General features: G+C 46.6%; 27 protein-coding genes. 14 read left to right on the forward strand and 13 right to left on the reverse strand.

Translation table 11 applies throughout. The features are described from left to right. Nucleotides 1-58 precede the first annotated feature (58 nt). The 3 genes from Q7V32_RS01365 to Q7V32_RS01375 are packed head-to-tail and all read left to right on the forward strand — an operon-like array spanning nucleotide 59 to nucleotide 4,416. Nucleotides 59-1,480, forward strand: coding sequence for a pilus (MSHA type) biogenesis protein MshL (locus tag Q7V32_RS01365; protein ID WP_304895200.1), 1,422 nt, complete (start codon nucleotides 59-61; stop codon nucleotides 1,478-1,480). Nucleotides 1,481-1,502: 22 nt separating this feature from the next. Further along, nucleotides 1,503-3,194: a GspE/PulE family protein gene (locus tag Q7V32_RS01370; RefSeq protein WP_304895201.1), complete on the forward strand. Its 1,692-nt coding sequence runs from the start codon at nucleotides 1,503-1,505 to the stop codon at nucleotides 3,192-3,194. Nucleotide 3,195: 1 nt separating this feature from the next. Next, nucleotides 3,196-4,416 (forward strand): type II secretion system F family protein, encoded by a 1,221-nt coding sequence (locus tag Q7V32_RS01375; protein ID WP_304895202.1) that lies wholly within the window; start codon nucleotides 3,196-3,198, stop codon nucleotides 4,414-4,416. A 111-nt stretch (nucleotides 4,417-4,527) separates the two neighbouring features. On the opposite strand, the gene Q7V32_RS01380 is transcribed toward Q7V32_RS01375, so the two are convergent. Genes Q7V32_RS01380 through Q7V32_RS01400 form a run of 5 tightly spaced genes read right to left on the reverse strand, consistent with a single transcriptional unit; the run spans nucleotide 4,528 to nucleotide 7,263 of the window. Further along, nucleotides 4,528-4,932 carry a hypothetical protein gene (locus tag Q7V32_RS01380; protein WP_304895203.1) on the reverse strand — a complete coding sequence of 135 codons (405 nt, stop codon included), beginning with the start codon at nucleotides 4,930-4,932 and terminating at the stop codon, nucleotides 4,528-4,530. Then, the gene (locus Q7V32_RS01385; protein WP_304895204.1) at nucleotides 4,929-5,762 is read right to left on the reverse strand and encodes a PilW family protein; all 834 of its coding nucleotides are present in this window, start codon (nucleotides 5,760-5,762) and stop codon (nucleotides 4,929-4,931) included. The genes Q7V32_RS01380 and Q7V32_RS01385 overlap by 4 nt, the downstream gene beginning before the upstream one ends. A 2-nt stretch (nucleotides 5,763-5,764) precedes the next feature. Continuing rightward, nucleotides 5,765-6,220 (reverse strand): prepilin-type N-terminal cleavage/methylation domain-containing protein, encoded by a 456-nt coding sequence (locus Q7V32_RS01390; protein ID WP_304895205.1) that lies wholly within the window; start codon nucleotides 6,218-6,220, stop codon nucleotides 5,765-5,767. Continuing rightward, the gene (locus tag Q7V32_RS01395) at nucleotides 6,204-6,755 is read right to left on the reverse strand and encodes a Tfp pilus assembly protein FimT/FimU (protein WP_370691399.1); all 552 of its coding nucleotides are present in this window, start codon (nucleotides 6,753-6,755) and stop codon (nucleotides 6,204-6,206) included. The genes Q7V32_RS01390 and Q7V32_RS01395 overlap by 17 nt, the downstream gene beginning before the upstream one ends. Nucleotides 6,756-6,792: 37 nt before the next feature. After that, on the reverse strand, nucleotides 6,793-7,263 hold the full coding sequence (locus tag Q7V32_RS01400) for a type II secretion system protein (RefSeq protein ID WP_304895207.1): 471 nt from the start codon (nucleotides 7,261-7,263) through the stop codon (nucleotides 6,793-6,795). Nucleotides 7,264-7,402: 139 nt separating this feature from the next. On the opposite strand from Q7V32_RS01400, the gene Q7V32_RS01405 reads away from it, so the two are divergent. The 6 genes from Q7V32_RS01405 (at nucleotide 7,403) to Q7V32_RS01430 (ending at nucleotide 12,363) form a co-directional block, all read left to right on the forward strand. After that, nucleotides 7,403-7,615 carry a hypothetical protein gene (locus Q7V32_RS01405; protein WP_304895208.1) on the forward strand — a complete coding sequence of 71 codons (213 nt, stop codon included), beginning with the start codon at nucleotides 7,403-7,405 and terminating at the stop codon, nucleotides 7,613-7,615. 9 nt (nucleotides 7,616-7,624) lie between these two features. Further along, complete coding sequence (locus tag Q7V32_RS01410) at nucleotides 7,625-10,132, forward strand: DUF6701 domain-containing protein (protein WP_304895209.1); 2,508 nt, start codon at nucleotides 7,625-7,627, stop codon at nucleotides 10,130-10,132. 151 nt (nucleotides 10,133-10,283) lie between these two features. Next, complete coding sequence (gene minC / locus Q7V32_RS01415; RefSeq protein ID WP_304895210.1) at nucleotides 10,284-11,036, forward strand: septum site-determining protein MinC; 753 nt, start codon at nucleotides 10,284-10,286, stop codon at nucleotides 11,034-11,036. 28 nt (nucleotides 11,037-11,064) lie between these two features. Beyond that, a complete protein-coding gene (minD, locus tag Q7V32_RS01420) occupies nucleotides 11,065-11,877 on the forward strand; it encodes a septum site-determining protein MinD (protein WP_304895211.1) in 813 nt (270 codons plus the stop codon). Further along, a complete protein-coding gene (minE, locus tag Q7V32_RS01425; RefSeq protein ID WP_159658755.1) occupies nucleotides 11,877-12,146 on the forward strand; it encodes a cell division topological specificity factor MinE in 270 nt (89 codons plus the stop codon). Before minD ends, minE begins: the two co-directional genes overlap by 1 nt. Before the next feature lie 16 nt (nucleotides 12,147-12,162). Next, nucleotides 12,163-12,363: a winged helix-turn-helix domain-containing protein gene (locus tag Q7V32_RS01430; RefSeq protein ID WP_159658703.1), complete on the forward strand. Its 201-nt coding sequence runs from the start codon at nucleotides 12,163-12,165 to the stop codon at nucleotides 12,361-12,363. A 117-nt stretch (nucleotides 12,364-12,480) separates the two neighbouring features. Here the strand turns inward: Q7V32_RS01430 and rapZ are convergent, their stop codons facing one another. From rapZ to Q7V32_RS01470, 8 genes are all read right to left on the reverse strand, one after another. Continuing rightward, the gene (gene rapZ, locus Q7V32_RS01435) at nucleotides 12,481-13,338 is read right to left on the reverse strand and encodes an RNase adapter RapZ (RefSeq protein ID WP_304895212.1); all 858 of its coding nucleotides are present in this window, start codon (nucleotides 13,336-13,338) and stop codon (nucleotides 12,481-12,483) included. A gap of 169 nt (nucleotides 13,339-13,507) precedes the next feature. After that, a complete protein-coding gene (gene hpf, locus Q7V32_RS01440; protein WP_159658705.1) occupies nucleotides 13,508-13,798 on the reverse strand; it encodes a ribosome hibernation-promoting factor, HPF/YfiA family in 291 nt (96 codons plus the stop codon). A 31-nt stretch (nucleotides 13,799-13,829) separates the two neighbouring features. Then, complete coding sequence (locus Q7V32_RS01445) at nucleotides 13,830-15,272, reverse strand: RNA polymerase factor sigma-54 (RefSeq protein WP_304895213.1); 1,443 nt, start codon at nucleotides 15,270-15,272, stop codon at nucleotides 13,830-13,832. A 188-nt stretch (nucleotides 15,273-15,460) separates the two neighbouring features. Then, nucleotides 15,461-16,186, reverse strand: a complete 726-nt coding sequence (gene lptB / locus Q7V32_RS01450) for an LPS export ABC transporter ATP-binding protein (protein WP_304895214.1) — start codon at nucleotides 16,184-16,186, stop codon at nucleotides 15,461-15,463. Between the two features lie 5 nt (nucleotides 16,187-16,191). Then, the gene (gene lptA, locus Q7V32_RS01455; protein WP_304895215.1) at nucleotides 16,192-16,698 is read right to left on the reverse strand and encodes a lipopolysaccharide transport periplasmic protein LptA; all 507 of its coding nucleotides are present in this window, start codon (nucleotides 16,696-16,698) and stop codon (nucleotides 16,192-16,194) included. Beyond that, complete coding sequence (gene lptC, locus Q7V32_RS01460) at nucleotides 16,679-17,251, reverse strand: LPS export ABC transporter periplasmic protein LptC (RefSeq protein ID WP_304895216.1); 573 nt, start codon at nucleotides 17,249-17,251, stop codon at nucleotides 16,679-16,681. Before lptC ends, lptA begins: the two co-directional genes overlap by 20 nt. Before the next feature lie 3 nt (nucleotides 17,252-17,254). After that, entirely contained in the window at nucleotides 17,255-17,797 is a 543-nt protein-coding gene (gene kdsC, locus Q7V32_RS01465; protein WP_370691397.1) for a 3-deoxy-manno-octulosonate-8-phosphatase KdsC, read from the reverse strand. Further along, nucleotides 17,794-18,771 (reverse strand): KpsF/GutQ family sugar-phosphate isomerase, encoded by a 978-nt coding sequence (locus tag Q7V32_RS01470; RefSeq protein WP_304895268.1) that lies wholly within the window; start codon nucleotides 18,769-18,771, stop codon nucleotides 17,794-17,796. Before Q7V32_RS01470 ends, kdsC begins: the two co-directional genes overlap by 4 nt. Before the next feature lie 267 nt (nucleotides 18,772-19,038). Between Q7V32_RS01470 and Q7V32_RS01475 the strand changes: the two genes are divergently transcribed. From Q7V32_RS01475 to murA, 5 genes are read left to right on the forward strand one after another with little or no spacing between them, the layout of a single operon-like run. Beyond that, the gene (locus Q7V32_RS01475) at nucleotides 19,039-19,983 is read left to right on the forward strand and encodes an ABC transporter ATP-binding protein (protein ID WP_304895217.1); all 945 of its coding nucleotides are present in this window, start codon (nucleotides 19,039-19,041) and stop codon (nucleotides 19,981-19,983) included. A 1-nt stretch (nucleotide 19,984) separates the two neighbouring features. After that, nucleotides 19,985-20,767 carry a lipid asymmetry maintenance ABC transporter permease subunit MlaE gene (mlaE, locus tag Q7V32_RS01480; RefSeq protein ID WP_322275400.1) on the forward strand — a complete coding sequence of 261 codons (783 nt, stop codon included), beginning with the start codon at nucleotides 19,985-19,987 and terminating at the stop codon, nucleotides 20,765-20,767. Between the two features lies 1 nt (nucleotide 20,768). Further along, complete coding sequence (mlaD, locus tag Q7V32_RS01485) at nucleotides 20,769-21,236, forward strand: outer membrane lipid asymmetry maintenance protein MlaD (RefSeq protein ID WP_304895218.1); 468 nt, start codon at nucleotides 20,769-20,771, stop codon at nucleotides 21,234-21,236. Then, complete coding sequence (locus tag Q7V32_RS01490) at nucleotides 21,233-21,580, forward strand: lipid asymmetry maintenance protein MlaB (RefSeq protein ID WP_304895219.1); 348 nt, start codon at nucleotides 21,233-21,235, stop codon at nucleotides 21,578-21,580. Before mlaD ends, Q7V32_RS01490 begins: the two co-directional genes overlap by 4 nt. 13 nt (nucleotides 21,581-21,593) lie before the next feature. Next, complete coding sequence (gene murA, locus Q7V32_RS01495; protein WP_304895220.1) at nucleotides 21,594-22,859, forward strand: UDP-N-acetylglucosamine 1-carboxyvinyltransferase; 1,266 nt, start codon at nucleotides 21,594-21,596, stop codon at nucleotides 22,857-22,859. Nucleotides 22,860-22,868 lie beyond the last annotated feature (9 nt).

The raw sequence follows: 22,868 nt of genomic DNA on the forward strand, positions 1-22,868 counted from the left end.
CCTAACAAAGACTCAGGAGGCTGATAGGAATTTTGGGTACCAACGAGAGCGCCTGCCTGTGTTTGACGTTTCAGTGCATGGCGTAGATGCGCGCGAATTCTTTTTGGGTCTGGTCATTGATACCGAAGAAAACATGCTGGTTCATCCTGAGGTCACCGGAAATATTACGCTGGAATTAAAACACGTCAGCGTACCGCAAGTACTCGACGCGGTTCGAAAAGTCTATGGTTATGACTATAAAAAGAACGAAATATGTTATATGGTTTATCCTGCGACTTTGCAAACCAAAATTTTCAAAATCAACCGGCTGGATTTAGTCAGAGAAGGCCGATCCAATACCCGGGTTTCATCGGGGCAATTAGCCGACACCTCCGATACAGCGGCAACGGGAACCGACAGCTCCGCCAATGAAAATGGCCGAAGCATCGGCACCAATACCACGGGCAGCTCCATCAACACCAAAACCGATACGGACTTTTGGTCTGAATTGGACATGGCTTTACAATCGATTCTCTCGGTAGACAAGCAAGCCACAACGGTCATCAACCGGCAATCCGGCACTATTGTGGTAAGAGCCAAGCCTATGCAATTGCGTGAAATCGAGGATTTTATCAGCATGACCCAAGCCCAAATTAGCCGTCAGGTTGTCCTGGAGGCGAAAATTCTGGAAATCATTCTGGATGAAGCCCATCAAACCGGCGTCAGTTGGGAAAGCATTGTCAGGGAGGGTATTGACAAAGCACCGTTGGTCACGGGTAATCCACTGGGCGCATTAAGTAAGGCTGGAGAAGTATTTGATGTTTTTACTATCGGCGCTACGGCAGGCGACTTCAGCGCGTTTGTGGAATTGCTGGAAAGCCAGGGCAAAGCCAACATTTTATCGAGCCCTCGCATTTCGACGCTCAACAATCAAAAAGCCATCATTAAAGTGGGTCAGGATGAGTTCTTTATCACCGATGTCTCATCGACCAACTCGACGTTGGCCAATGCGCCCAGCCAGGCGTCCAACACCATTACTCAGGACATCACCTGGACGCCGTTTTTTTCCGGTATTGTTCTGGACGTAACGCCGCAAATCGATGACGACGAGGATATTACCCTGCATATCCATCCGTCTATCACCCGAGTGGTGGAGCAAACGAAAACATTTATTATTAACGCTCAAGAAGGTCAGATTCCTCTGGCTCTAAATACAGTCAGAGAATCAGATAGCGTCGTTAAAGCCCGAAATGGCCAGATCATCGTTTTGGGCGGACTGATGCAGGAAACGATTGAAGAAGATAAAGAGGGTGGTGCCGGTTTGGCCCGGATTCCTTATCTGGGCAATTTGTTCAGAATCAACAAAGGTAAAACGCAAAAAACCGAACTGATCATTTTGCTAAAACCCACTATCATTAAAACACAAAGCGACTGGCAATCCGATCTGACTCCCAGTCAACAGCGTTTCGAACAACTTAATTCGAAACAATTATGGAAGTAATCGAACTCCGGATAGTGATTCTATGGATCTGAAAAAAAAAATCCGTATTGGTGATTTACTGGTCCAGAACCGGATCATCAGCCATGAACAATTATTGACCGCACTGGCCGAGCAGAAAAAAACCGGCCGGAAAATTGGCCGGACGCTCATCGATTTGAATTTTATTAAAGAAATCGAATTGCTCAATTTCCTGTCACGACAACTGCAAATTCCGTTTTTAAATATTTCTCAATACCCCCGCAAAGCCGAAGTCGTCAAACAGTTGCCCGAAAGTCTGGCGCGTCGTTTCCGGGTCATGCTGCTGGAGGACAATGACAACGATGTGTTGCTGGCAATGGCAGACCCTACCGATCTATTGGGCCTGGATGAACTATCCCGTATCCTGCAAAAATCCATTCGCGTTGCCGTCGTCAAAGAATCGGATTTATTGACTGCAATCGATCAGTCGTACCGTCACACCGATGAAATCTCCAATCTGGCCGAGCAACTTCAGGAAGAAATCAGCGCCAATGATGTGGATTTGGGTCATTTGCTTGCAAGCAATGAAGTCACCGATGCGCCGGTAGTCAAATTACTGCAATCATTATTTGAAGATGCCGTCAAAGCCAATGCTTCGGATATCCATATCGAACCCGACGAAAGCGTTTTGCGGATAAGACAGCGAGTTGATGGCGTTCTGATTGAACAAATACTCAATGAAATCAGCATTGCTCCGGCAGTAGCGGTAAGGCTCAAGTTGATGGCCGGGCTTAATATCTCTGAAAAGCGTTTGCCCCAGGACGGACGGTTCAATGTCAGAGTCAAAGGACGCACCCTTGATGTCAGATTATCAACTTTGCCGATACAACACGGTGAATCCATCGTCATGCGCCTGCTAGACCATTCTCAGGGTTTGTTAAGCCTAGATACGCTGGGCATTCCTGCCGGCATACTCAATACCTTTAGACGACATATTAAAAGTCCGCATGGACTGATTCTGGTGACCGGCCCTACCGGCAGCGGTAAAACAACCACGCTTTATGCGGCACTTAATGAAATCAATGATCCGCACACCAAAATCATTACCGCAGAGGATCCGATTGAATACAGCCTCCCCCGTATCAATCAAACCCAGGTCAATGCCAAAGTCGGACTGACATTTGCAGGCATCCTGCGTTCGGCACTCAGGCAAGACCCCGACATCATTTTAGTGGGTGAAATGCGGGACACCGAAACTGCTGATATAGCCATTCGCGCCTCGATTACCGGTCATTTGGTATTCTCTACGCTGCACACCAACGGCGCGCTAGAAACAGCGACACGCTTGATGGATATGGGCGTGGAAGGCTACATACTCGCCAGCTCCTTGCGCGTCATTATGGCGCAACGGTTGGTCAGAAGAATCTGCGAGCATTGCGCTGAACCGTCGACACCGGAACCCGGCCAACAGATTTGGCTAGACCGAATGAACTTTCCCAAGATCGGCTTTAAACAAGGAAGCGGCTGCCCTCATTGCAATAATACCGGTTATAAAGGCCGCATTGGCGTTTATGAACTACTGGAACTCAATGCGTTGACCCTGGATGCCTTGCGGAGAAACGATTCCGCTGCATTCACTCGCGATGCGCTCGAAACGCCCGGCTTCAAACGCTTCTCGCATTGTGCCCTCGAGTACGCAATACAGGGACTGACGTCCTTATCCGAAGTACTGCGTATCGCAGGCGAGTTGGATTGACATGGCACACTTCAAATATAAAACCCGCAACCCGTCCGGTCAGCTACTTGAAGGCGTAATCGATGCCGACACCCCTCAAATAGCCGCTCAAATGTTGGCCAACCGAGGATTAATCCCGATTTCCATCCAGCCCACGCTGATTAATACCGATGTCATGGAGCAATTTTATCGTTGGCAAGCACTTAGAAGTCTGAATTTGACCGATCTGATTTTGTTCAGCCGTCAAATGTATAGCCTGACCAAAGCAGGCGTCCCGCTGATAAGGTCCTTGCGTAGCCTTTCCGAATCGACCCGCAACAAAGCGCTGACTGAAGCGCTTAAAAATATTTCGAAGCGGCTTGAGTCCGGCTCATCGCTGAGTCAGGCCATGATGCAACAAGGCAAGATTTTCTCGCCACTGTATGTCAGTATTATTAATGTCGGTGAAACCACGGGCGGACTGGATCAGGCTTTTGCTCAACTGGCATATTATCTTGAACGGGAAAAAGAAACCCAATCACGCATCAAATCCGCATTCCGCTATCCATCGATGGTTTTATCGGCAATCGGTATTGCTTTAATGATGGTCAATATTTATGTAATACCGTCTTTTAAAAGTGTATTTGAAAAAGCACATTCTGACTTACCCTGGCAAACTGAATTGCTTATCACTATTTCCGATTACTCCGTTGCCTATTGGCCGCATATTGGCGTTGGCCTGATCGGCCTATTCTGGCTTGTGACCAGTTTCATCAACACGCCGTCTGGAAGACTGCTCTGGGATAGAATGCTTTTGCGCATTCCGATCATCGGCAGCATTGTAGAGCGAGCGACGATGGAACGCTTCTCACGGTCTTTTGCCATGATTCTGCATTCAGGTGTGCCTTTAATCCAGGGCATCATGATGGTATCGGATGCGATCGGCAACACCTATGTGGGCTCCAAATTAGCCAAGATGCGCATCGGCATTGAAAAAGGCGACTCCATCAGCCGGATGGCCAGAAGCACTCAGCTCTTTCCCAGTCTGGTACTGCAGATGATCATGGTGGGCGAGGAAACCGGCAATATCAGCGACATGCTTGTCGAAGTGGCCGATTTTTATGAATTGGAAATCGATGCCGAGTTGAAAAATCTGGCTACCTCGATTGAACCGATTCTTATCGTGATTATCGGTATGATGGTGCTGGTCCTGGCCTTAGGCATATTCTTGCCGATGTGGAATCTTTCCAGTGCCATGCATTGACGCGAGATTGCATAGAAACCAGCATACTTCGGCTTCCACCAAAAATTCAAGGCGACTGTCTGAGTTCCTTCGTGCAGGGCTGATCTAAGCTGCTCAACTGATTTTTTAGAATCATTCGCCCATCACAATAGATACGGCCAATTCCCGTGCGGCATAATCAGGACTTTGATAGCTCCCGTATTCACTGAGCGCATTTAGCTGATACACGACAGGTTTGGTCTCTCCCTCACTAAAACTGCGACTGCTGCAGCGGATGCTGACGGTAAATCCCGGCATCTCTTCGAAAGATAAAGGCGACTGGGCGATAATCGCTTTGCAGTCACCGCTGTTGAGCAAGCGGGCCACCGACCAGCCCAGTCCGGCGCGAGCAGCTTGATAGGCTCGAGCACTCTGTAAGGCATGCAAGACCGTGGCATGCTGGACACTGGACATCCTCGCCATATAACCTGCCAGTAAGCCCAGCACCACCAGGATAAAAACGGCCATGACCAGGGAAAATCCTGTTTGCCTTTTCATGGCACATTATCAACATGAATTTGTTGCACTAACTGGATTGCTTCATCGGAATGCTTTCCCAGCGTCAGGCTCAACGAAACGAGTCCCGAACGGGTCGCCGAAGCTTCAGCATAGCTAAACCGGCAATGACGGACCTGATTGGATAGCTGATTCCCTGTTGTTTTTTTAGGTGGACTCAGCAGTGTTGCATTGATCGGATACCCGGAGTACCTGAGCAATTGCCCGCTTTTGAGATCGCAGCGATACTGGATTGGCGTATCGACAATAAAAAAGCGCTGTTGGGGCGAGCGCAAGGGAAAAATCAGCAGATCAAACTTGATAATCCCTGACTTGCCGGAATTTTGAACTGTGGTTCGATTACTTCCCGTATAGGCATCGCCTTCCCCGTAACCCAGATTATAAATAACGAGACTTTGCCCCGACGTGGCTTGAGGGTTGAATTGATTCAACTCATTCATTACCTCAAAACAATCATCGACGCCGGTAAAATCCAAAACGTCATCCGCCGGGTTTTCAGCACACAGTCCCGCTCCGGATGTTGCCGATATGTCAGGCCTATCCCGGTAACGACCGCCGTCCAGGGTATGCAGCATTTCCAGCGTAAGGCCATCGTTTGAAATCCTGATACTGTTCGGTAAGGCTCTGCGGATATCCCTTTGCATTCTTCGCAAGGCCAGTTCGGCATTGTCGGTCAGTGAAGCACGGTTTTCCATAGTCAAATAAGCTTTGACCGGTTTTGTAATGACATCGCCGCTTACCGCCACCAGAATACCGATGATGACCATCACCAGGATCAGTTCAACCAAGGTAAAGCCTTGAGTTTTACGCATCGTCAAAAAGCCATCCGATAGCCTATTAATTCAATCGAGTCGGCCCCGGTTGATGCCACGGTCACCTTGATTCTTTTTGCCGAGACACCATCGACCAGGGTTATTGGAGCAGAAACGGAGACGGAAACGGTATAGCGAGACAAGTTGGCATCGTCCTGTCCCTGCCGATTTTGTACACCGTTATCGGTGAGTCCATTGTAGTCATCGACATCATCGAAGGTTGAGCGGGTTTCTCCAGCTTCATTGCCGTCAGGATCGGCATAAGCCTGCAAGATGATTTCTTCAAGATAGGCTTCAGCAACAGCAATTGCCTGATGCTGCACCATCGGATCGCTACTATGACGGATGGTAAAAGTCATGGCGCTGAACAAGCCTGTTATGGCAATGCTGATAATCACCATAGATAGAATCAATTCGATCAACGTGACACCGGTTTGGGCTTCAGGATGAACTGTCATAAACAAAACCGGTATCGGAGACGATTGTCATTTTTTTCCGGCCTAATTTTATCTCGATACTGTTTGAGGCCTGACCCAACGCATTGAAATAAATAACGGCATCAGTGATAGTAATACCGGGTTGAATGCCGGTATAGCTTTGCCCACTACTGCCCGGATGAAAAACAGTCTGCGTGAAATGGGATGAATCAGTCGAACGGCATTGACTTCTATCGCCTGCATCAGGCCTATGCAGTGCGTACTGATTGTTGGCGATACTGACTTGCACATTGCAAGCCGTGGCAATGGCCAATTTCTGTGCGTAACGAAATGCTCCAAGGGTATCGTCAAAAAAAGCCTTCTCCTGGTATTCATTCAACTGAAAAAAACGAGGGATTACATTCAAAGACAGTATGCTCATAATAACCAGCGTCATTATGAGTTCAACCAGCGAGAAGCCTGCTTGAAAGGATAATTTAGCCGATAATTCACAAGATCCGGATACCTTGAGCGAAACAGCCGCCGGCTTCCGGCTAATTGACTCTATGGCAGGCACTGTCAACGTCAACCATACCTATGATTTACAGACAGAATCAAGAACAATCCAAGCCGTCTGCTAATGATGCCGATGCGGGTGTAACTGCCGTCGTATCTTTCGCTATGCTCGCCGCGGTATAGATGACATTGCATTTGTCGTTTGATGCAGGACCTGAGGTAAAGCCAATAAGAACACCGTCTTTAATAAATGTTAAATCACCTGTTAAAGAGATAGCTGCTTGAATACCGTCTGCTGTCGCTGCCGGATAGCCATAAACCATGGCAATTGACTGACCTTCCAGTTCAATTTTACCTTCCTTAGCGGTTTGAGCTTTCAACAATGCCTGCGAATGCGCAATCGCAATGGCTGAATTGACTGCCCCCAATGCGGCTTTAAGCGCAGATTCTCTGGCATCACGCTGCATATCGGCAAATTTGGGCAGTGCCGTTGCAGCCAAAATACCCAAAATAACGATAACCAGCACCAACTCTATTAGAGTGAACCCTTTTTGATGATTAATACTCACATTGACACCTGTAAATTGAATTAAACCTCTAACGGCGATTAAATTGCCTATACTTCAGAACCAATAGTAGAACACTCTCAGCCTAATTCAACTGAGTTTAAATAATTCTTCCGTATCAATATCGACAACTGCGACTGACATGAGCATACGCAAATTTATTTTTTGTGACATCTGCAATCCTCAAGGCTTGCGATCAATCGAGTTTCGCCGGTCCACTCGCATAGACGAACGTAACGGACGCAGAATTTCCGATGGCCGCGCCTGGTTTGAAGGGGATGTTGGCAGCGCACTTAAAAACGGCTGGCAAGTCACGCCTGAAGGCACGCATATTTGTCCTGCCTGTCAAAAATAGCCGGCTTACATGAGCACAAAATTTACCTGGCTTATTGTTTTTGCGATTGGGCTGATTTATCCCGGTTATCAATTATCAGCAGCAACATACAGCAACACTCCCACGCCAATCAGTTGGATAGACGAAACCAGACACATTAAGCTGGGGCCTACGAAAGGGGGCATTTATTCGCCATTGTATTCATTCATTAACAATGCCGGTTGCGGCACTGTTCCCCCGGTTATAGACGATTCCATTACCAGCGCTATTCCATTGGGTTTCACTTTTACGTATGGAGACAAGTCATTTACATCCGCGCGGATCATGAGCAACGGCCGTTTGCAATTTAACAATACCACCTGCGGCTTCGGCAGCCCTGTTACGCAGCTACCCTACCCCGATGTGGGTCTTAATTATACGATGCGGATTTACGGAAACGATCTTGATCCAACATCCTCTCAAGAAGTAAAAGGCTACGACACCTCGTGCAATAGCCCAAATCGCAGTAGTTGCTTTATCAGCTATGCCTCCCTGGGTTCAGCGCCGAATCGCCGCTTTGTCGTTACCTGGAATAAAGTTCCGGAATGGACAGCCGCCTCCAAAGCTTCCGGAGAATATAATTTACAACTTATACTTCAAGAAAATGGTGATTTCATTTATCAATACGGCCTATCAAAACCAGCCGCCACATCAGAACCGGCACAAATCGGCTGGCAAATTAATTCGACCGATTACGATGTAATCAGCACCCAATTTCCAGTCAATAACTCGGCCATCAAATTTTTTATTCCCAAGCCCGTTGTAATACCTACCCGGTTTAATGCAATTGAAGTCAGCGGCAACGCTTTTACCAGCCCCATCAAAACCAAAATTGCCGGTGATTCTTTTAGTTTGGATCTGGCTGCACTCGATGATGCCACTTCCAGCGTTTTGACCTCATTTACCGGCGACGTGTCTCTGGAACTGGTCAATTCCGAATCAGGAACCTGCGCTAACCACACAGTCATCGGCACACCGCAAGTCATTAACTTTACTGAACCCGACCAAGGTAAAAAACGGATCTCCATCACTGAACTTAATGCCTGGCGTCAGGTTAAATTGCGTATCAACTATCCGGCATCAAAGCCGACAACGACGGCGTGTTCAGCCGATGCATTTGCCATTCGTCCGGCAACTTTTTCGCTGTCCATAACCGATCAGGATTGGTTGACACCGGGCAATAGCCGAAAATTAAACTCAGGTACGGCATCGGCAGATCCAACTCATAAAGCCGGTCAACCCTTTTCAATCCAGGCGACGGCTAATAATTCTAAAGGATCAGTCACCACTGGTTATTCGGGCATGCCCCTATTGAAGATCTCGCGCTGCATCCTCCCTAACGTTGACTGCAAGCTAGGACAACTTTCAACCGGAATAATCTCAGCGAAGCAAGGAACCCTCAGTTCAAACACCGCTACCTACAGTGAAGCCGGTGTGATTGAAGCCGTTCTTATCGATGACAGTTTTGCAGAAATTGATGCTTCAGACGGATCGTCAACTGACGAGCGCAGAATCAGCTCAGCCAAGATTACCGTAGGCCGCTTTGTGCCGGATCACTTTACCGTCAGCGCAAATACGCCGTCATTTAAACCCGCCTGCAACCGCTTTAGTTATATCGGCCAGCCTTTTGGCTTTGGCACTGCACCGGAACTGACCGTTACCGCCAAAAACAGCACCGGCGACATAACCCTAAACTATGACGGTGTTTTATGGCGCATGCCGGCAAATGGAGAAACCTTTGGCGAACAAATTTGGACAGCATCTCAGGGTGAAGTGAGCGTAGTCAGTACTTTACCGTTACCCGACATCACGCAAACCGCTCGCGGCACCGGACAAATCAGCATTTCGGTGGGTGATCCAGAAAACAATCACGGTCTGAAATTCACTCGAAACACTCCGGTTGAGCCTTTTGACGGACAGCTGACTTTTTCAGTAGACATCAAAGATAGCGACAATGTGGCCTATGCTGACAATCCCTTTGTCTTAAAAAACATCGGCTTTGATGATAGTGACATCACAACAGGTTATGACAACCAATTTCGTTACGGAAGGCTGGCAATATCAAATGCGCATGGATCGGAACGGTTAACCTTGCCCGTTGGCATGACGGTTCAATTTTATAGCGACGCTAACTTTAGTGTTACCACCGATGATCAATGTTCAACCGCCGAGTTGACGATCACCGGCCAGAAAGATGGTTCGTTATCGCCACAAGATACCTGCATCTGGGATAGCACTAAAACGAGCGGCAACTTTTATTGCTCGGTCAGTGGACAGGCAACAACTAACTTTGGTGAAGCAGATCAACTTGTAAATGGTTCATTTAATCTGCATTTAAAAGCCCCGAAAAAAACAGGCTCACTGGATTTAACCGCTGAGGTTGCAGACTGGCTCAAGTTTAGCTGGCAAGGAAAGGAAAACGAAAATCCAAAAGCGAGAGTCACTTTCGGCATTTTCAAAGGAGATTCCAAGCAAATTTATTTTCAGGAAATTTACTGAATTACGTTTCATTTTTTTCTCACTTTTCTCGGTATTTCAATTCAATCTGCCCCTATTGACTTGAAAATGCGAGGTTTATTCTTCCTTGAAAATGCTTTTTTTTAAAAGCAGTGTTAAAATTTGCCAAAATCCCTGATTTAACAGAGAGAAAATGTCGAAAGAGTCTCAAATCCACCCTTATCATAGACCCGATCTTGAATTCAAAAGCAGTTCTCTCTCTGTGCCGGTGTTAGTGTTAGGCACAAACGATTTATCTGTCATCGAGCAACAATTGCTGTTAAAAATCAAGCAGGCTCCGGATTTTTTCCGCTATTCCCCATTAATTATTGACTTGCAGGAACTTAACAAACTTGACCTGAACTTGGATTTAACTGACGTTATAGCCCAATTAAGAAAACAGGATTTGTTACCCATCGGGATTCGCGGCGGCACGCAAGAGCAAAACCAAGCTGCTTTAAAATTAGGCATCCCTAAAATGTCGGCCCAGAGCGCCACGGCTTCGCCCCAAGCCAAGCCGGTTCAAAAATTGCCATTGGAACCCGAGCCTGAACCGGAACCGGTCAAGAATGAAGCTGAGGCAACAGTAACCCGCGTGATAACACAACCTGTTCGCTCAGGACAGCGTATTTACTCACATGGAGATTTGATCGTGCTGGCACAGGTCAGTGCCGGTGCTGAAATCATGGCGGAGGGCAATATTCACGTTTACAACACGTTGCGAGGCAGAGCCTTGGCGGGCGTTCAAGGCGACACTGAAGCCCGGATTTTCTGCTCCGACTTACAAGCGGAGCTTATCTCGATTGCTGGAAACTATAAGATAAGCGAGGACCTTGATTCATCGGTTCGAAACAAGCCCGTCCAAATCTATTTGAATGAACTCGCTTTAATCATTAAAGCTTTATAATTTTACTGTCTCGTTGGAGGACAAACAGTTGGCTAGAATTATCGTCGTAACATCTGGTAAAGGCGGTGTGGGCAAAACCACAACCAGTGCCGCCATCGCTATGGGGCTTGCCAAAAAAGGGCATAAGACAGCCGTCATTGATTTTGATGTGGGCTTGCGGAACCTTGATTTAATCCTGGGTTGTGAACGTCGCGTCGTTTATGATTTCGTCAATGTCATCAATGGGGAAGCTTCGCTAAATCAGGCGCTCATCAAAGATAAACGCTGTAATCAGTTGTATATCCTCCCTGCCTCTCAAACCCGAGATAAAGACGCGCTGACTGTAGAAGGCGTTGGTCGGGTCCTGGAAGAACTCTCAAAAGATTTTAAATATATCGTCTGCGATTCGCCTGCAGGCATAGAAAAAGGCGCGCACCTGGCCATGTATTTTGCCGATGATGCGTTTGTGGTTACCAATCCCGAAGTTTCGTCTGTGCGTGACTCTGACCGAATGTTAGGCATTATGGCCAGCAAGTCCAAAAGAGCCGAAAATAATGAAGAACCCATCAAAGAATATCTGCTTTTAACCCGCTACTCACCTGAACGCGTTAAATTGGGTGAAATGCTGAGTGTGGAAGATGTGCAGGAAATTTTGTCATTACATTTATTAGGCGTCATACCCGAATCAAAATCAGTTCTTAATGCCTCAAACTCAGGCATTCCGGTGATTCTTGACGATAAAAGCGATGCAGGTCAAGCTTATGAAGACATTGTTGCCCGCTATTTAGGCGAGGACAGGCCGCACCGTTTTATCGACGAGGAAAAAAAGGGTATTTTTGGGAAGCTATTCAGGAGTAAATGATGAGCTTACTGGACTATTTTAGAACCACAAAAAGAGGCACTGCTTCCTTGGCCAAGGAAAGGTTGCAAATATTGGTTGCACATGAGCGTTCATCAAGAACCCAGCCCTCCTATCTCCCTCAGTTACAAAAAGAGTTACTGGAAGTCGTGCGAAAATATATCAATGTAGAACAGGATGCTATTTCGATTAACTTTGAACAAGATGAAGACCAGGAAGTCTTGGAACTGAATATTGTCTTGCCTGACGAACACAACAAATCTTCTAAATAACTTAAAGGTGATAAAAATGGTTGAAACAATTGGTCAAACTGCCGGGAAAGTGTGGAAATTCCTTGAGGATAACGGCACTGCAACTGTCAATAAAATTACTAACGAAACCGGATTGAGTAAAAACGATATTCAACGCGCAATCGGCTGGTTAGCGAGAGAAGAAAAAATTATTATCGAAATGGTCAACGGCCGCATCGAAAATATTTCACTGGTTTAAACCGGATTGACTAACAGATGAGCGAAACGGATTTCGCCGTTTGTGGCTTAAAAAACACAAGTTGGCCTGCGTCAGTCAAGAGCATTCATGCTTTAAATCTAATGTGATCAAAAGCTCTCAACGCAGTTCGCGATGACGGACAATCACTTTCAGCGATTGTTGTGAAAAATGCTGGGCTAACGCTTCTGCTAAATAAACTGAACGATGCTGCCCACCGGTACAACCTATCGCAACCGTTAAATAACTGCGGCCTTCGGCTTCGAAACGGGGCACCCAACGATCCAGGAAGTGGGTAATATCTTCAAAAAACTCACGAACCTGCGACTCTCTTTCAAGAAACTCAATTATCAGTTCATCTTTACCGGTAAACCCGCGCAATTCGGGCACCCAATACGGATTGGGAAGCGCTCTGGCATCAAACATAAAATCAGCATCCAAAGGCACGCCGTGTTTGAATCCGAACGATTGAAACTGGATAGAGATATGCCTGACATTTCTCTCGCCTACCTGATCCCTGATCAGATCACGAAGCTGATGATAGTGCGTTCGACTGGTATCAATGACCAAATCGGCGATTCTGGCCAACGGCTTGAGAATTTCCTTTTCAATACCCAGCGCTTCTCTTAACGGCACATTATTGTTGGTTAAAGGATGTCTGCGCCGGGTTTCACTGTAACGTTTTAATAACGTTGCTTCCTCGGCCTGCATATACAGGACTTCGCAATCGATACCTTTTGCGCGAATCAGATTCAGGCTGTCCGCAAAATTGACTAAATTCTCGCTTTGATTTCTGGCGTCAATGCCTATCGCTGTTTTGTTATACGTTTTTGGATCGGCGAGCATTACTTGATTAATAAAGCCCTCAAGTAAACTCATGGGTAAATTATCGATGCAATAATAGCCACAATCTTCCAGAGTCGCTAAGGCGATACTTTTTCCTGATCCGGAGAGTCCGCTGACAATTAAAAGTCTCATAATGGAAAATATTCGATAACGGCTAGTCAGTTGGGAGGAATTTAAGCGTGTTGCTGAAATGTAAACGCTGTTCTTGCAACGTTAACCAACGGCAAAAGCTGCCGTTGGTTCTCAAAATCAATAAGTCAGTGCTTCATGATTTTGTCTGTGCCTAATTTTGAGGAACAAATTAACGATGATTACTGATTTTTTCTTTGTGTTTCAAAATTTGTCGATCCAATTTGTCGACCAGATTATCGATCGACGCATACATATCTTCTTGTGTATCTTCAGCAAAGATTTTGGCTCCGCTAATTTGTACAGTGGCTTCGGCTTTTTGATTCAGTTTTTCAACGGTCAAAATAACGTGTACGTCGGTGACATTATCAAAATGCCTTTCTAATTTTTCAAATTTAGTTTCAACGTAATCTCTCATGGACTCAGTTACTTCGATATGGTGGCCTGTTACACTGATTTGCATGGAATAAACTCCTTTAGTTGTAATTGTTGCGTTATAAGGTACGCTTTCTCTGGCTAGATGAAGCAACATTCATTGCTTCACGGTATTTGGCAATCGTCCTTCTTGCGACATTGATGCCTTTTTCTTGTAATAAGTCGGCTATTTTACTATCACTGAGCGGTTTTGCTTGATTTTCATTATCCACAAGCTCTTTAATGAGCGCTCTAATCGCTGTGGAGGAACACTCCCCCCCTCCGGTGGTGGAAACATGACTGGAAAAAAAGTACTTGAATTCAACGATACCATTGGGGGTATGCATGTACTTTTGCGTCGTAACCCGCGAAATGGTTGACTCATGAAGCTCCAATTCTTCAGCAACATCCCTAAGCACCATCGGCCTCATAGAAATTGAACCATGCTCAAGAAAATCCTGCTGTTTATCAACAATACAGCGCGCCACTCTCAACAGTGTTTCATTCCGACTGGTTAAGCTTTTAATAAACCATCGCGCCTCCTGCAAATGATCTTTCATACGGCTATTGTCGACGCTGTTGTCGGCCCTTTTTATCATGCCGGAATAAAAAGGATTAACCCGCAATTTAGGCGCAATTTCAGGATTCAGATTGACTGTCCAGACTCCGCCCACCTTAACCACGTATACATCGGGAATAATGTATTCGGAATCACCTTCACTTATTTGCGCACCCGGTCTTGGGTCCAAGGTTCGGATCAGCGCGATAACACCCGCCAAATGCTGCTCGCTGACACCTAAACGCCGCAGCAGCTTTACCCTATCATGCGTTGCCAGCAAATCCAAATAGCGCGTTACCAGGACCAAAGCCTCTGCCTTGTATTGCGTATCATCAGGCAGCTGTAACAATTGCAAGCGCAGACAATCCTGCAAATCAGCGGCAATGACGCCAGGTGGATCAAAATTTTGCAGCCGGTGCAATACGGCTTTTACCTCATCAAACTCCAACTCATCCAACTGGGCCTGTAAACCCTGAAAAATATCATCAATTGAACTGATGAGGTAGCCATCTGCATTGACCGAATCGATGATCGTGGTGGCAATAGCTCGATCTCTATCTGAAAACGGCGTCAGTTCCAGTTGCCAGAGCAAATGATCCTGCAAAGAAACCGACTTGCTGCGTTGACTTTCAAATTCAACGTTCTCGGAAGAACTGCTGTTGGATGTTTGCGAGTTATCAAAAACATCTTCCCAGTTCGAGTCAGTGGGCAACTCATCGGGAATATCGGTTTGGGAACCTTCCGCAGTTATTTCATCATATTTTTCGGTTTTTTTCTCTAACTGGCTGTCATTGATGTCCAGAGGATGATCTTCCTCAACTTCAAGCATCATGTTTGATTCTAGCGCTTGTTGAATTTCCTGTTGTAAATCCAGAGTGGAAAGTTGCAGAAGCTTGATGGCTTGTTGCAGCTGAGGGGTCATCGTCAGCTGCTGACCCAATCGAATTTGTAGAGACTGTTTCATGAGCTAATTGCCGTTAAATAAAGTATGACTTGTGTGTCGTGAGTTGTATAACGTCCAAAACTAAACCGTATTGATGCCTGTCTTTAGTATTTAGTAAGTGGAAACATAGCCAGGCTTTCTCCTGTTTCATTATCCTCCATAGACCGAAACAGTGTGCGCCAATAGCAAAAGCCAACTGAATCACGTTCCTAAAGGCTAAAGTTTTCACCCAGATAGACCTTGCGAACTTCCGCATTATTTACAATAGCTTTTGCATCACCCTCGGCGATAACCTTGCCATCATTCAAAATATAGGCGCGGTCACATATTCCCAGAGTTTCTCTGACATTATGTTCAGTAATCACGACCCCTATTCCCCGTTCTTTAAGATGTACGATAATCTGTTTGATATCTTCTACAGAAATGGGATCCACCCCGGCAAAAGGCTCATCAAGCAAAATAAACTGGGGTTCCGTCGCTAATGCTCGAGCTATTTCTACTCGCCTGCGTTCACCACCCGATAGTCCCAGAGCAATCTGGTGACGCAAATGCTCGACATGAAATTCCTGCAACAACTCCTCTATGGTCAGTTCTATCTGGCCGTTACTTAAGTCGCCTCGAATCTGGAGGACTGCACGCAAATTGTCGGCAACGCTTAATTTACGGAACACCGATGGCTCCTGAGGCAAATAACCCAAACCCATCTGTGCTCTGACGTGCATGGGAAAATGGGTAATCACTTGATCATTCAGTGTTATTTCACCGGCATCGGCTTTTATCAAGCCAACCAGCATGTAAAAACTGGTCGTTTTACCGGCCCCATTAGGACCCAGCAAGCCCACGATCTCGCCCGTATTCACATCGAGCGTGACACCGTTAACGACATTTCGTTTATTGTAGTTTTTAATCAGCGCAGTTGCCGCGAGTTTCGTCATGTTTTTTATTGTCCTTTCGGTTTCAAGATGACTCGCACACGTTTCGAATCAGACGATTGCTCACCGGCTTTGACAATAGCATTTTTACTGTCATAGCGGATTATGTCACTGGCATAGGTATTTCCATCCTGCCAGACAACCGCTTCGTTTATCAAAATCAACAACGATTGCTCCGGGTAATATTCTCCGGTTAACGCCTTACCCGTTATTTCGCCGCCATTATCGGGCTGCTGTTTGAATCGAGCAGGATTTCCGGTTGCAACCAGTTTATCGACATTCCCGTTCTTAAAGTAAACCACCAATTTATCTGATTTAACCTCAAGACTGCCTTGAGTCGAAATGACATTACCCGTGTAGGTGCTGATTTCGGTGTTATTGTCATAGCTTGCGGCATTTGAATCGATATAAACCGGCTGCTCTGCATCACTTTTCAGTGAGTAACCGATCGGACTGTAAATCGCCATTGCGATCCAAATGCCCCAAAATAACCCTTTATTTTTTCTTAAATTCATACTTCCCTCGCACCTTTGCAAACAATTTGACACGAATGGGGTCGCCATAATTGAGCTGCATTCCGACACCTTCTGTTCTATTGGGCGGACTGAGTAATTCAGCCCACTCATCTGTTTCTGCATAGCTTTCTTCAGGCTTGACTCGTAAATTGGAGCTGTTAATTTTCATTGGCCTGCCCCCTTGAGCGCCCTCTCTCTTAACAACGGCTTTACCATTTAGAAAAATCAGCTTCCCATCACCGGACACTTTGGCCGTCTCAGACTCAATGACCCATGGCGGAGTCGTTTTGTTTATCAACGTCATTACCGGTTTTGTTAAATGGATAGTGCCATCGTCGCTATAATGCTTCATCTCGTCAGCTATTAATTTATTTTTTAATTGACCGTTAGTGCCCATTTCCCATTTGGTATAGCCGTTGCTAAAATAATCCGGACTGTGAACGCCTGCCCCGGACAATAGGCTTGCTTGCTCGGTTTCATTGAGCAATAACAGCCACCAACTGATTAATGCAAAAGCGGCTGCATAAACATAGATCTTATAGTTTCCAGACATGATTTAAAGATACGGTTGGAGCGCCAAATCAAAAGTGCCTTGAGCCAACATGATCAGATCACACACTTCCCTTACCGCGCCTTGCCCGCCCTGCATACTGGTGCACCAATCTGCGCGCTGTTTCACTGCAAAATGCGCATCCTGAACTGCGACAGCCAATCCGGCGCGCAGCATGACTGGCAAATCCAGTACATCATCTCCGACATGAGCCGTTTGTTCCGGTTCGATATTAAGTGCCTGCAACATTTCCTGAAAAGCGGCGAGCTTATGCTCATGCCCCTGGTAGACAAATTGAATGCCCAGACTTCTCATGCGCAGTTCTACGGAATTTGATTTACGTCCTGAAATGACGGCTACTTCCACACCTGATTGCCTTAAAAGTTTAATGCCGTGACCGTCCCGCGCATGAAAACATTTATACTCTTTGCCAAAATTATCAAAAAAAAGTCGGCCATCAGTCAGCACGCCATCCACATCCAAGATAAGTAACTTTAATTTTTTTGCCTTGTCCACTATCGCTGGATCAATCGAATTTATATCCATCATACGATCCCTGCATGAATCAGGTCATGCATATTTAGAGCGCCTATTGCGCAACGTTTATCATCAACAACAATCAGCCCGTTTATTTTTTTGGACTCCATGATCTGCATGGCTTCAGCCGCCAAACGATCTGAACCGATCACAGCACATTGCCGGGTCATGACCTGACCGATAAGCGTAGTATTAAGATCAATATTCTTCTCCAGCATTCTTCGCAAATCGCCATCAGTAAACACACCTGCCACTTTTTGGTGGTCATCGACAACAACGGTCATCCCTAATTTTTTGTTGGTCATCTCAATCAATGCCACTTTTACCAATGCGCTTTCACTAACTATAGGCATATCTGCGCCCGTATGCATCAGATCACTGACCAAAATCAGCAAGCGCTTGCCCAAGCTACCGCCCGGATGAGACATTGCAAAATCATCACGGGTAAAACCTCGCGCCTCAAGCAGGGCAACAGCCAGTGCATCACCCATTACCAACGCCGCAGTAGTACTGGAAGTAGGCGCCAAACCCAATGAGCAGGCTTCCTTGGCCACACTGACATTAATATGCCGGGAGGCAAACCTGGCCAGTGTCGAGTCAGGATTCCCGGTCATCGCTATCAGAGGCACGCCAATGCGTTTGATTAAAGGCAATATTGTCAACACTTCGCCGGTTTCTCCCGAATTTGACAAAGCCAGCACGACATCCTGACGGGTAATCATCCCCAGATCGCCATGACTGGCCTCTCCGGGATGCACAAAAAAAGCGGGCGTCCCGGTACTTGCCAAAGTCGCGGCAATTTTACCGCCGATATGACCTGATTTACCCATGCCGGTAACAACCACCCTCCCACGGCAGTCAAACATCAACCGGCACGCCGCTTCAAAATCTTCGTCGATGCGCTCCGATAGTGCGGCTATAGCAGCCAGCTCGATATCTATGACTGTTTTTGCCCGCTCTCTCAATTCTAATCCATTGATTTTCATTCTAAGCAAACCCAATAATAGAAACCACACTCGCCTGCCCCTGTTTTTGAGCGCTCGCTGCATGCTTCCCTGAGCCAAAATCCGGTTTTCTTTTAGCCATGATTATCACACTTCAACAGTAAGAATTCATTCTTATGGTTCGAAAATTGCTAATTATGGCACGAATTAATGACCATTGTCGTCCGAGATAGAGACGTTTGTTGACTTATTTAGTCCAGGTCAGACAAAATAGACCGTTTATTTCTTAGCATTATTGAAGCTTACGCAATGGATGAGGACGATAGTATCATCAGCACGAGTTTAGTATCCGTTCGTAATTTGTCATTTCGTCGCGGCAATCGTGTCATATTTGACAACCTGTCGCTGGACATTCAACGCGGCAAAATCACGGCCATCATGGGACCCAGCGGTACCGGAAAAACCACCCTGCTAAAGCTGATAGGCGGGCAATTATGCCCCGATCAAGGCACAGTTACGGTGGACGGGATAGATGTGCACAAATTAAAACGTAAAGATCTGTTTGAGTTACGCAAGCGTATGGGCATGCTGTTCCAAAGTGGTGCACTGCTAACCGATATCAATGTGTACGATAACGTCGCCTTTCCTATCAGGGAACACAGTCATTTGACCGAACCCATGATTCGCACCCTGGTATTGATGAAACTCCAGGCTGTAGGTTTGAGAGGCGCCGCCAAATTGATGCCCAGCGAACTATCCGGAGGCATGGCTAGGCGGGTGGCACTGGCGCGAGCTATTGCCCTGGATCCGATGATGATCATGTATGACGAGCCCTTTACCGGCCAGGACCCCATTTCAATGGGCGCGCTTATCCATTTGATCAAATCTTTAAACACTACTCTGGGATTGACGAGCATCATTGTTTCTCATGACGTACAGGAAACATCATTGATATCCGACTACATCTATGTCATTTCCGACGGCAAAGTGGCGGTTCAAGGGACGCCTGCAGAAATTGAGGCATCCGATTCTCCCTGGGTTCAGCAATTTATGAAAGGCGAGCCTGATGGCCCTGTGCACTTTCATTATCCAGCCAGTGATTATGTAAAAGACTTATTTTATTCACCCGAAAAGCCTTTAAAAAGGCCATCAAAACCAAGAGGCCCAAGTTTTTTTGGCAAAAAAAGCAGCCCAAGCCCTAAAACTGCCGAATCTAAAAAAAGCAGCCGGTCGCGATACCATAGCCAGGATTAGCATGATGGATTTTTTGACACAATTAGGAAAAACGACGCGTGCTGCCTTTAACAAACTCGGACGGGCCACCTTCTTTTTAATTCATACCCTGTTTGGCATCGGTGATGTCATCATTCGCCCCCGGTTGTTGATCAATCAAATTTATTCCGTCGGGGTTTTGACTTTTTTGATTATTACCATCTCCGGCCTGTTTGTGGGCATGGTACTGGGACTTCAAGGTTACAACATTCTTTCTGATTTTGGTTCGGAAGAAGCGTTGGGCGTTATGGTCGCCGCCTCATTGGTCAGAGAACTGGGCCCTGTTGTTTCGGGACTTTTATTTGCGGGCCGAGCCGGCTCAGCCCTGACGGCGGAAATCGGACTTATGAAAGCGACTGAGCAGCTTTCAGGCATGGAAATGATGGCAATAGACCCCATCAAACGCATCATGACCCCCCGCTTTTTGGCAGGATTTATTTCAATGCCTCTACTGGCGGCTTTGTTCAGCTCTGTCGGCATATTGGGCGGGCATTTGGTTGGCGTAGGTTTGCTGGGCGTAGATGACGGCTCTTACTGGTCACAAATGCAGGCTAATCTGGATTTTCAGGATGACATTATCAACGGAGTGATCAAAAGTATTGTTTTCGGTTTTGTCGCAACCTGGATCGCCATATTTGAAGGGTACGACGCTATTCCTACTTCAGAAGGAGTCAGCAGGGCAACGACTCGAACCGTTGTCAATTCTGCTTTCAGCATATTAGGATTGGATTTTATATTAACGGCTCTCATGTTTGGAGATCAATAACATGCAGCACACCCATTCCCAAGATACTCTGGTAGGACTTTTTGTCGCTGCCAGTATCACAGGTTTGTTTTTTTTGGCTATGCAAGTCAGCAACCTCAGCTCATTTGGCTCTGAAGATACTTATAAAGTCACGGCACGATTTTCCAATTCCGGCGGATTAAAAGTCAAATCACCGGTTTCGGTGGCCGGAGTTCGCATCGGAAGGGTCAGTGCGATTTCGTTTGACAAAGAAACGTTCGAATCCATCGTGGAAATGAGCATCGAGTCCAAATATGACACCATTCCCGAAGATACGTCAGCCACTATTTACACGGCCGGTCTGCTTGGCGAGCAATACATCAATCTTCAACCGGGAGGCTCCGATGAACGCCTTGAAAATGGCGGGCAGATTGAAATTACTCAATCAGCCATAGTTCTGGAAGAAGTGATAGGCAAATACCTTTTCAACAAGGCAGAAGAAAAAAAGTGAGTAGTATCAATATTTTGCCTCAAGGAGGCGGACTTTATACCATTCAAGGTGACCTGACTTTTTCGACTATTGATAAAAAAATTGTCAATTCATTTGCTTTTTTAAAGCCGGACTCAACCGTCACCATTGACCTGAGCCAAGTCGTGACCACTGACAGCGCGGGGCTTGCCCTCATCATTGAATGGATAAAATACGCAAGGAATCACAAGGTTAAGATCAAATTTAACAATATCCCGCAGCAATTATTAAAATTGGCCACGCTGTGCGGATTGGAATACGAGCGTTATTTTGGAGGCAGTCCTGCAGAAATAACTCCTTTGGACCCTCCCCTTTTCTCAGAATAAAATAGCATTTTCTATGGATAAATTACTCATTACCGGTGGCACGACACTCAACGGCGAAGTACGCATTTCCGGTGCAAAAAACGCGGCTTTACCGATCCTCGCCGCAACCTTACTGTCCGAAACACCCGTGAGTATCGGCAATATTCCCCACCTGAAAGACATCACCACAACCATTGAACTGTTGGGACGCATGGGCGTACAAATGGTGCTTGATGAAAAAATGAACATGGAAGTTGATACCCGTACCATTAACAACTACCAGGCGCCCTACGAACTCGTCAAGACGATGCGAGCCTCCATTTTAGTATTAGGCCCATTACTGGCGCGCTTCGGTGAAGCTTATGTTTCTCTGCCTGGCGGTTGCGCTATCGGCTCACGCCCTGTGGACATCCATCTTGACGGCTTGATGAAAATGGGCGCCGATATCAGCGTGGACGGCGGCTATATCCTTGCTAAAGCTAAAAGACTGAAGGGTTGCCGACTGGTACTGGAGCAAATTACCGTAACAGGCACCGAAAACCTGCTGATGGCAGCAACACTGGCATCCGGCACCACCATTATAGAAAATGCCGCAAAGGAACCGGAAGTATCGGATCTGGCTTACTTTCTCAATAAAATGGGCGCCAAGATTTCAGGCATCGGTACCGATGTGTTGATCATTGAAGGCGTAGAAAAACTGGGTGTCGACAATCTGCATTATGAGATCATGCCGGACAGGATTGAAACCGGCACCTACCTGATTGCTGCAGCCATCACTGGCGGCAAGGTAAGACTCAAAGATACCCGCCCTGATATTCTGGATGCGGTTCTGGCTAAACTGGTGGAAGCCGGAGCTGAAATAACGTCCGGAGAAAACTGGATTGAATTGGATATGCATGGCAAAAAACCCAAAGCGGTTTCCGTGCGCACCGCGCCTTATCCGGCTTTTCCGACCGACATGCAGGCCCAGTTCACCGCCATGAATACCGTAGCCGATGGCGTGGGCATCATCACCGAAACCATTTTTGAAAACCGTTACATGCATATTCAGGAAATGCAACGCATGGGCGCCGACATCCGCCTGGAATCCAACACAGCGATTTGTACCGGCGTCGCAAAACTGACCGGTGCCCCGGTCATGGCTACCGATCTGAGAGCTTCCGCAGGCCTGGTTCTAGCCGCTCTGGCCGCTGAAGGCGATACCTTAGTCGACAGGATTTATCATATCGACAGAGGCTACGACCACATCGAAGAGAAACTGACGCAACTCGGTGCAACGATTCGCCGGGTCGCCTGCTGAGAGATTGGA

It is taken from the genome of Methylicorpusculum sp. (genome assembly GCF_030651835.1).
In the GTDB taxonomy this organism is placed as follows: domain Bacteria; phylum Pseudomonadota; class Gammaproteobacteria; order Methylococcales; family Methylomonadaceae; genus Methylicorpusculum.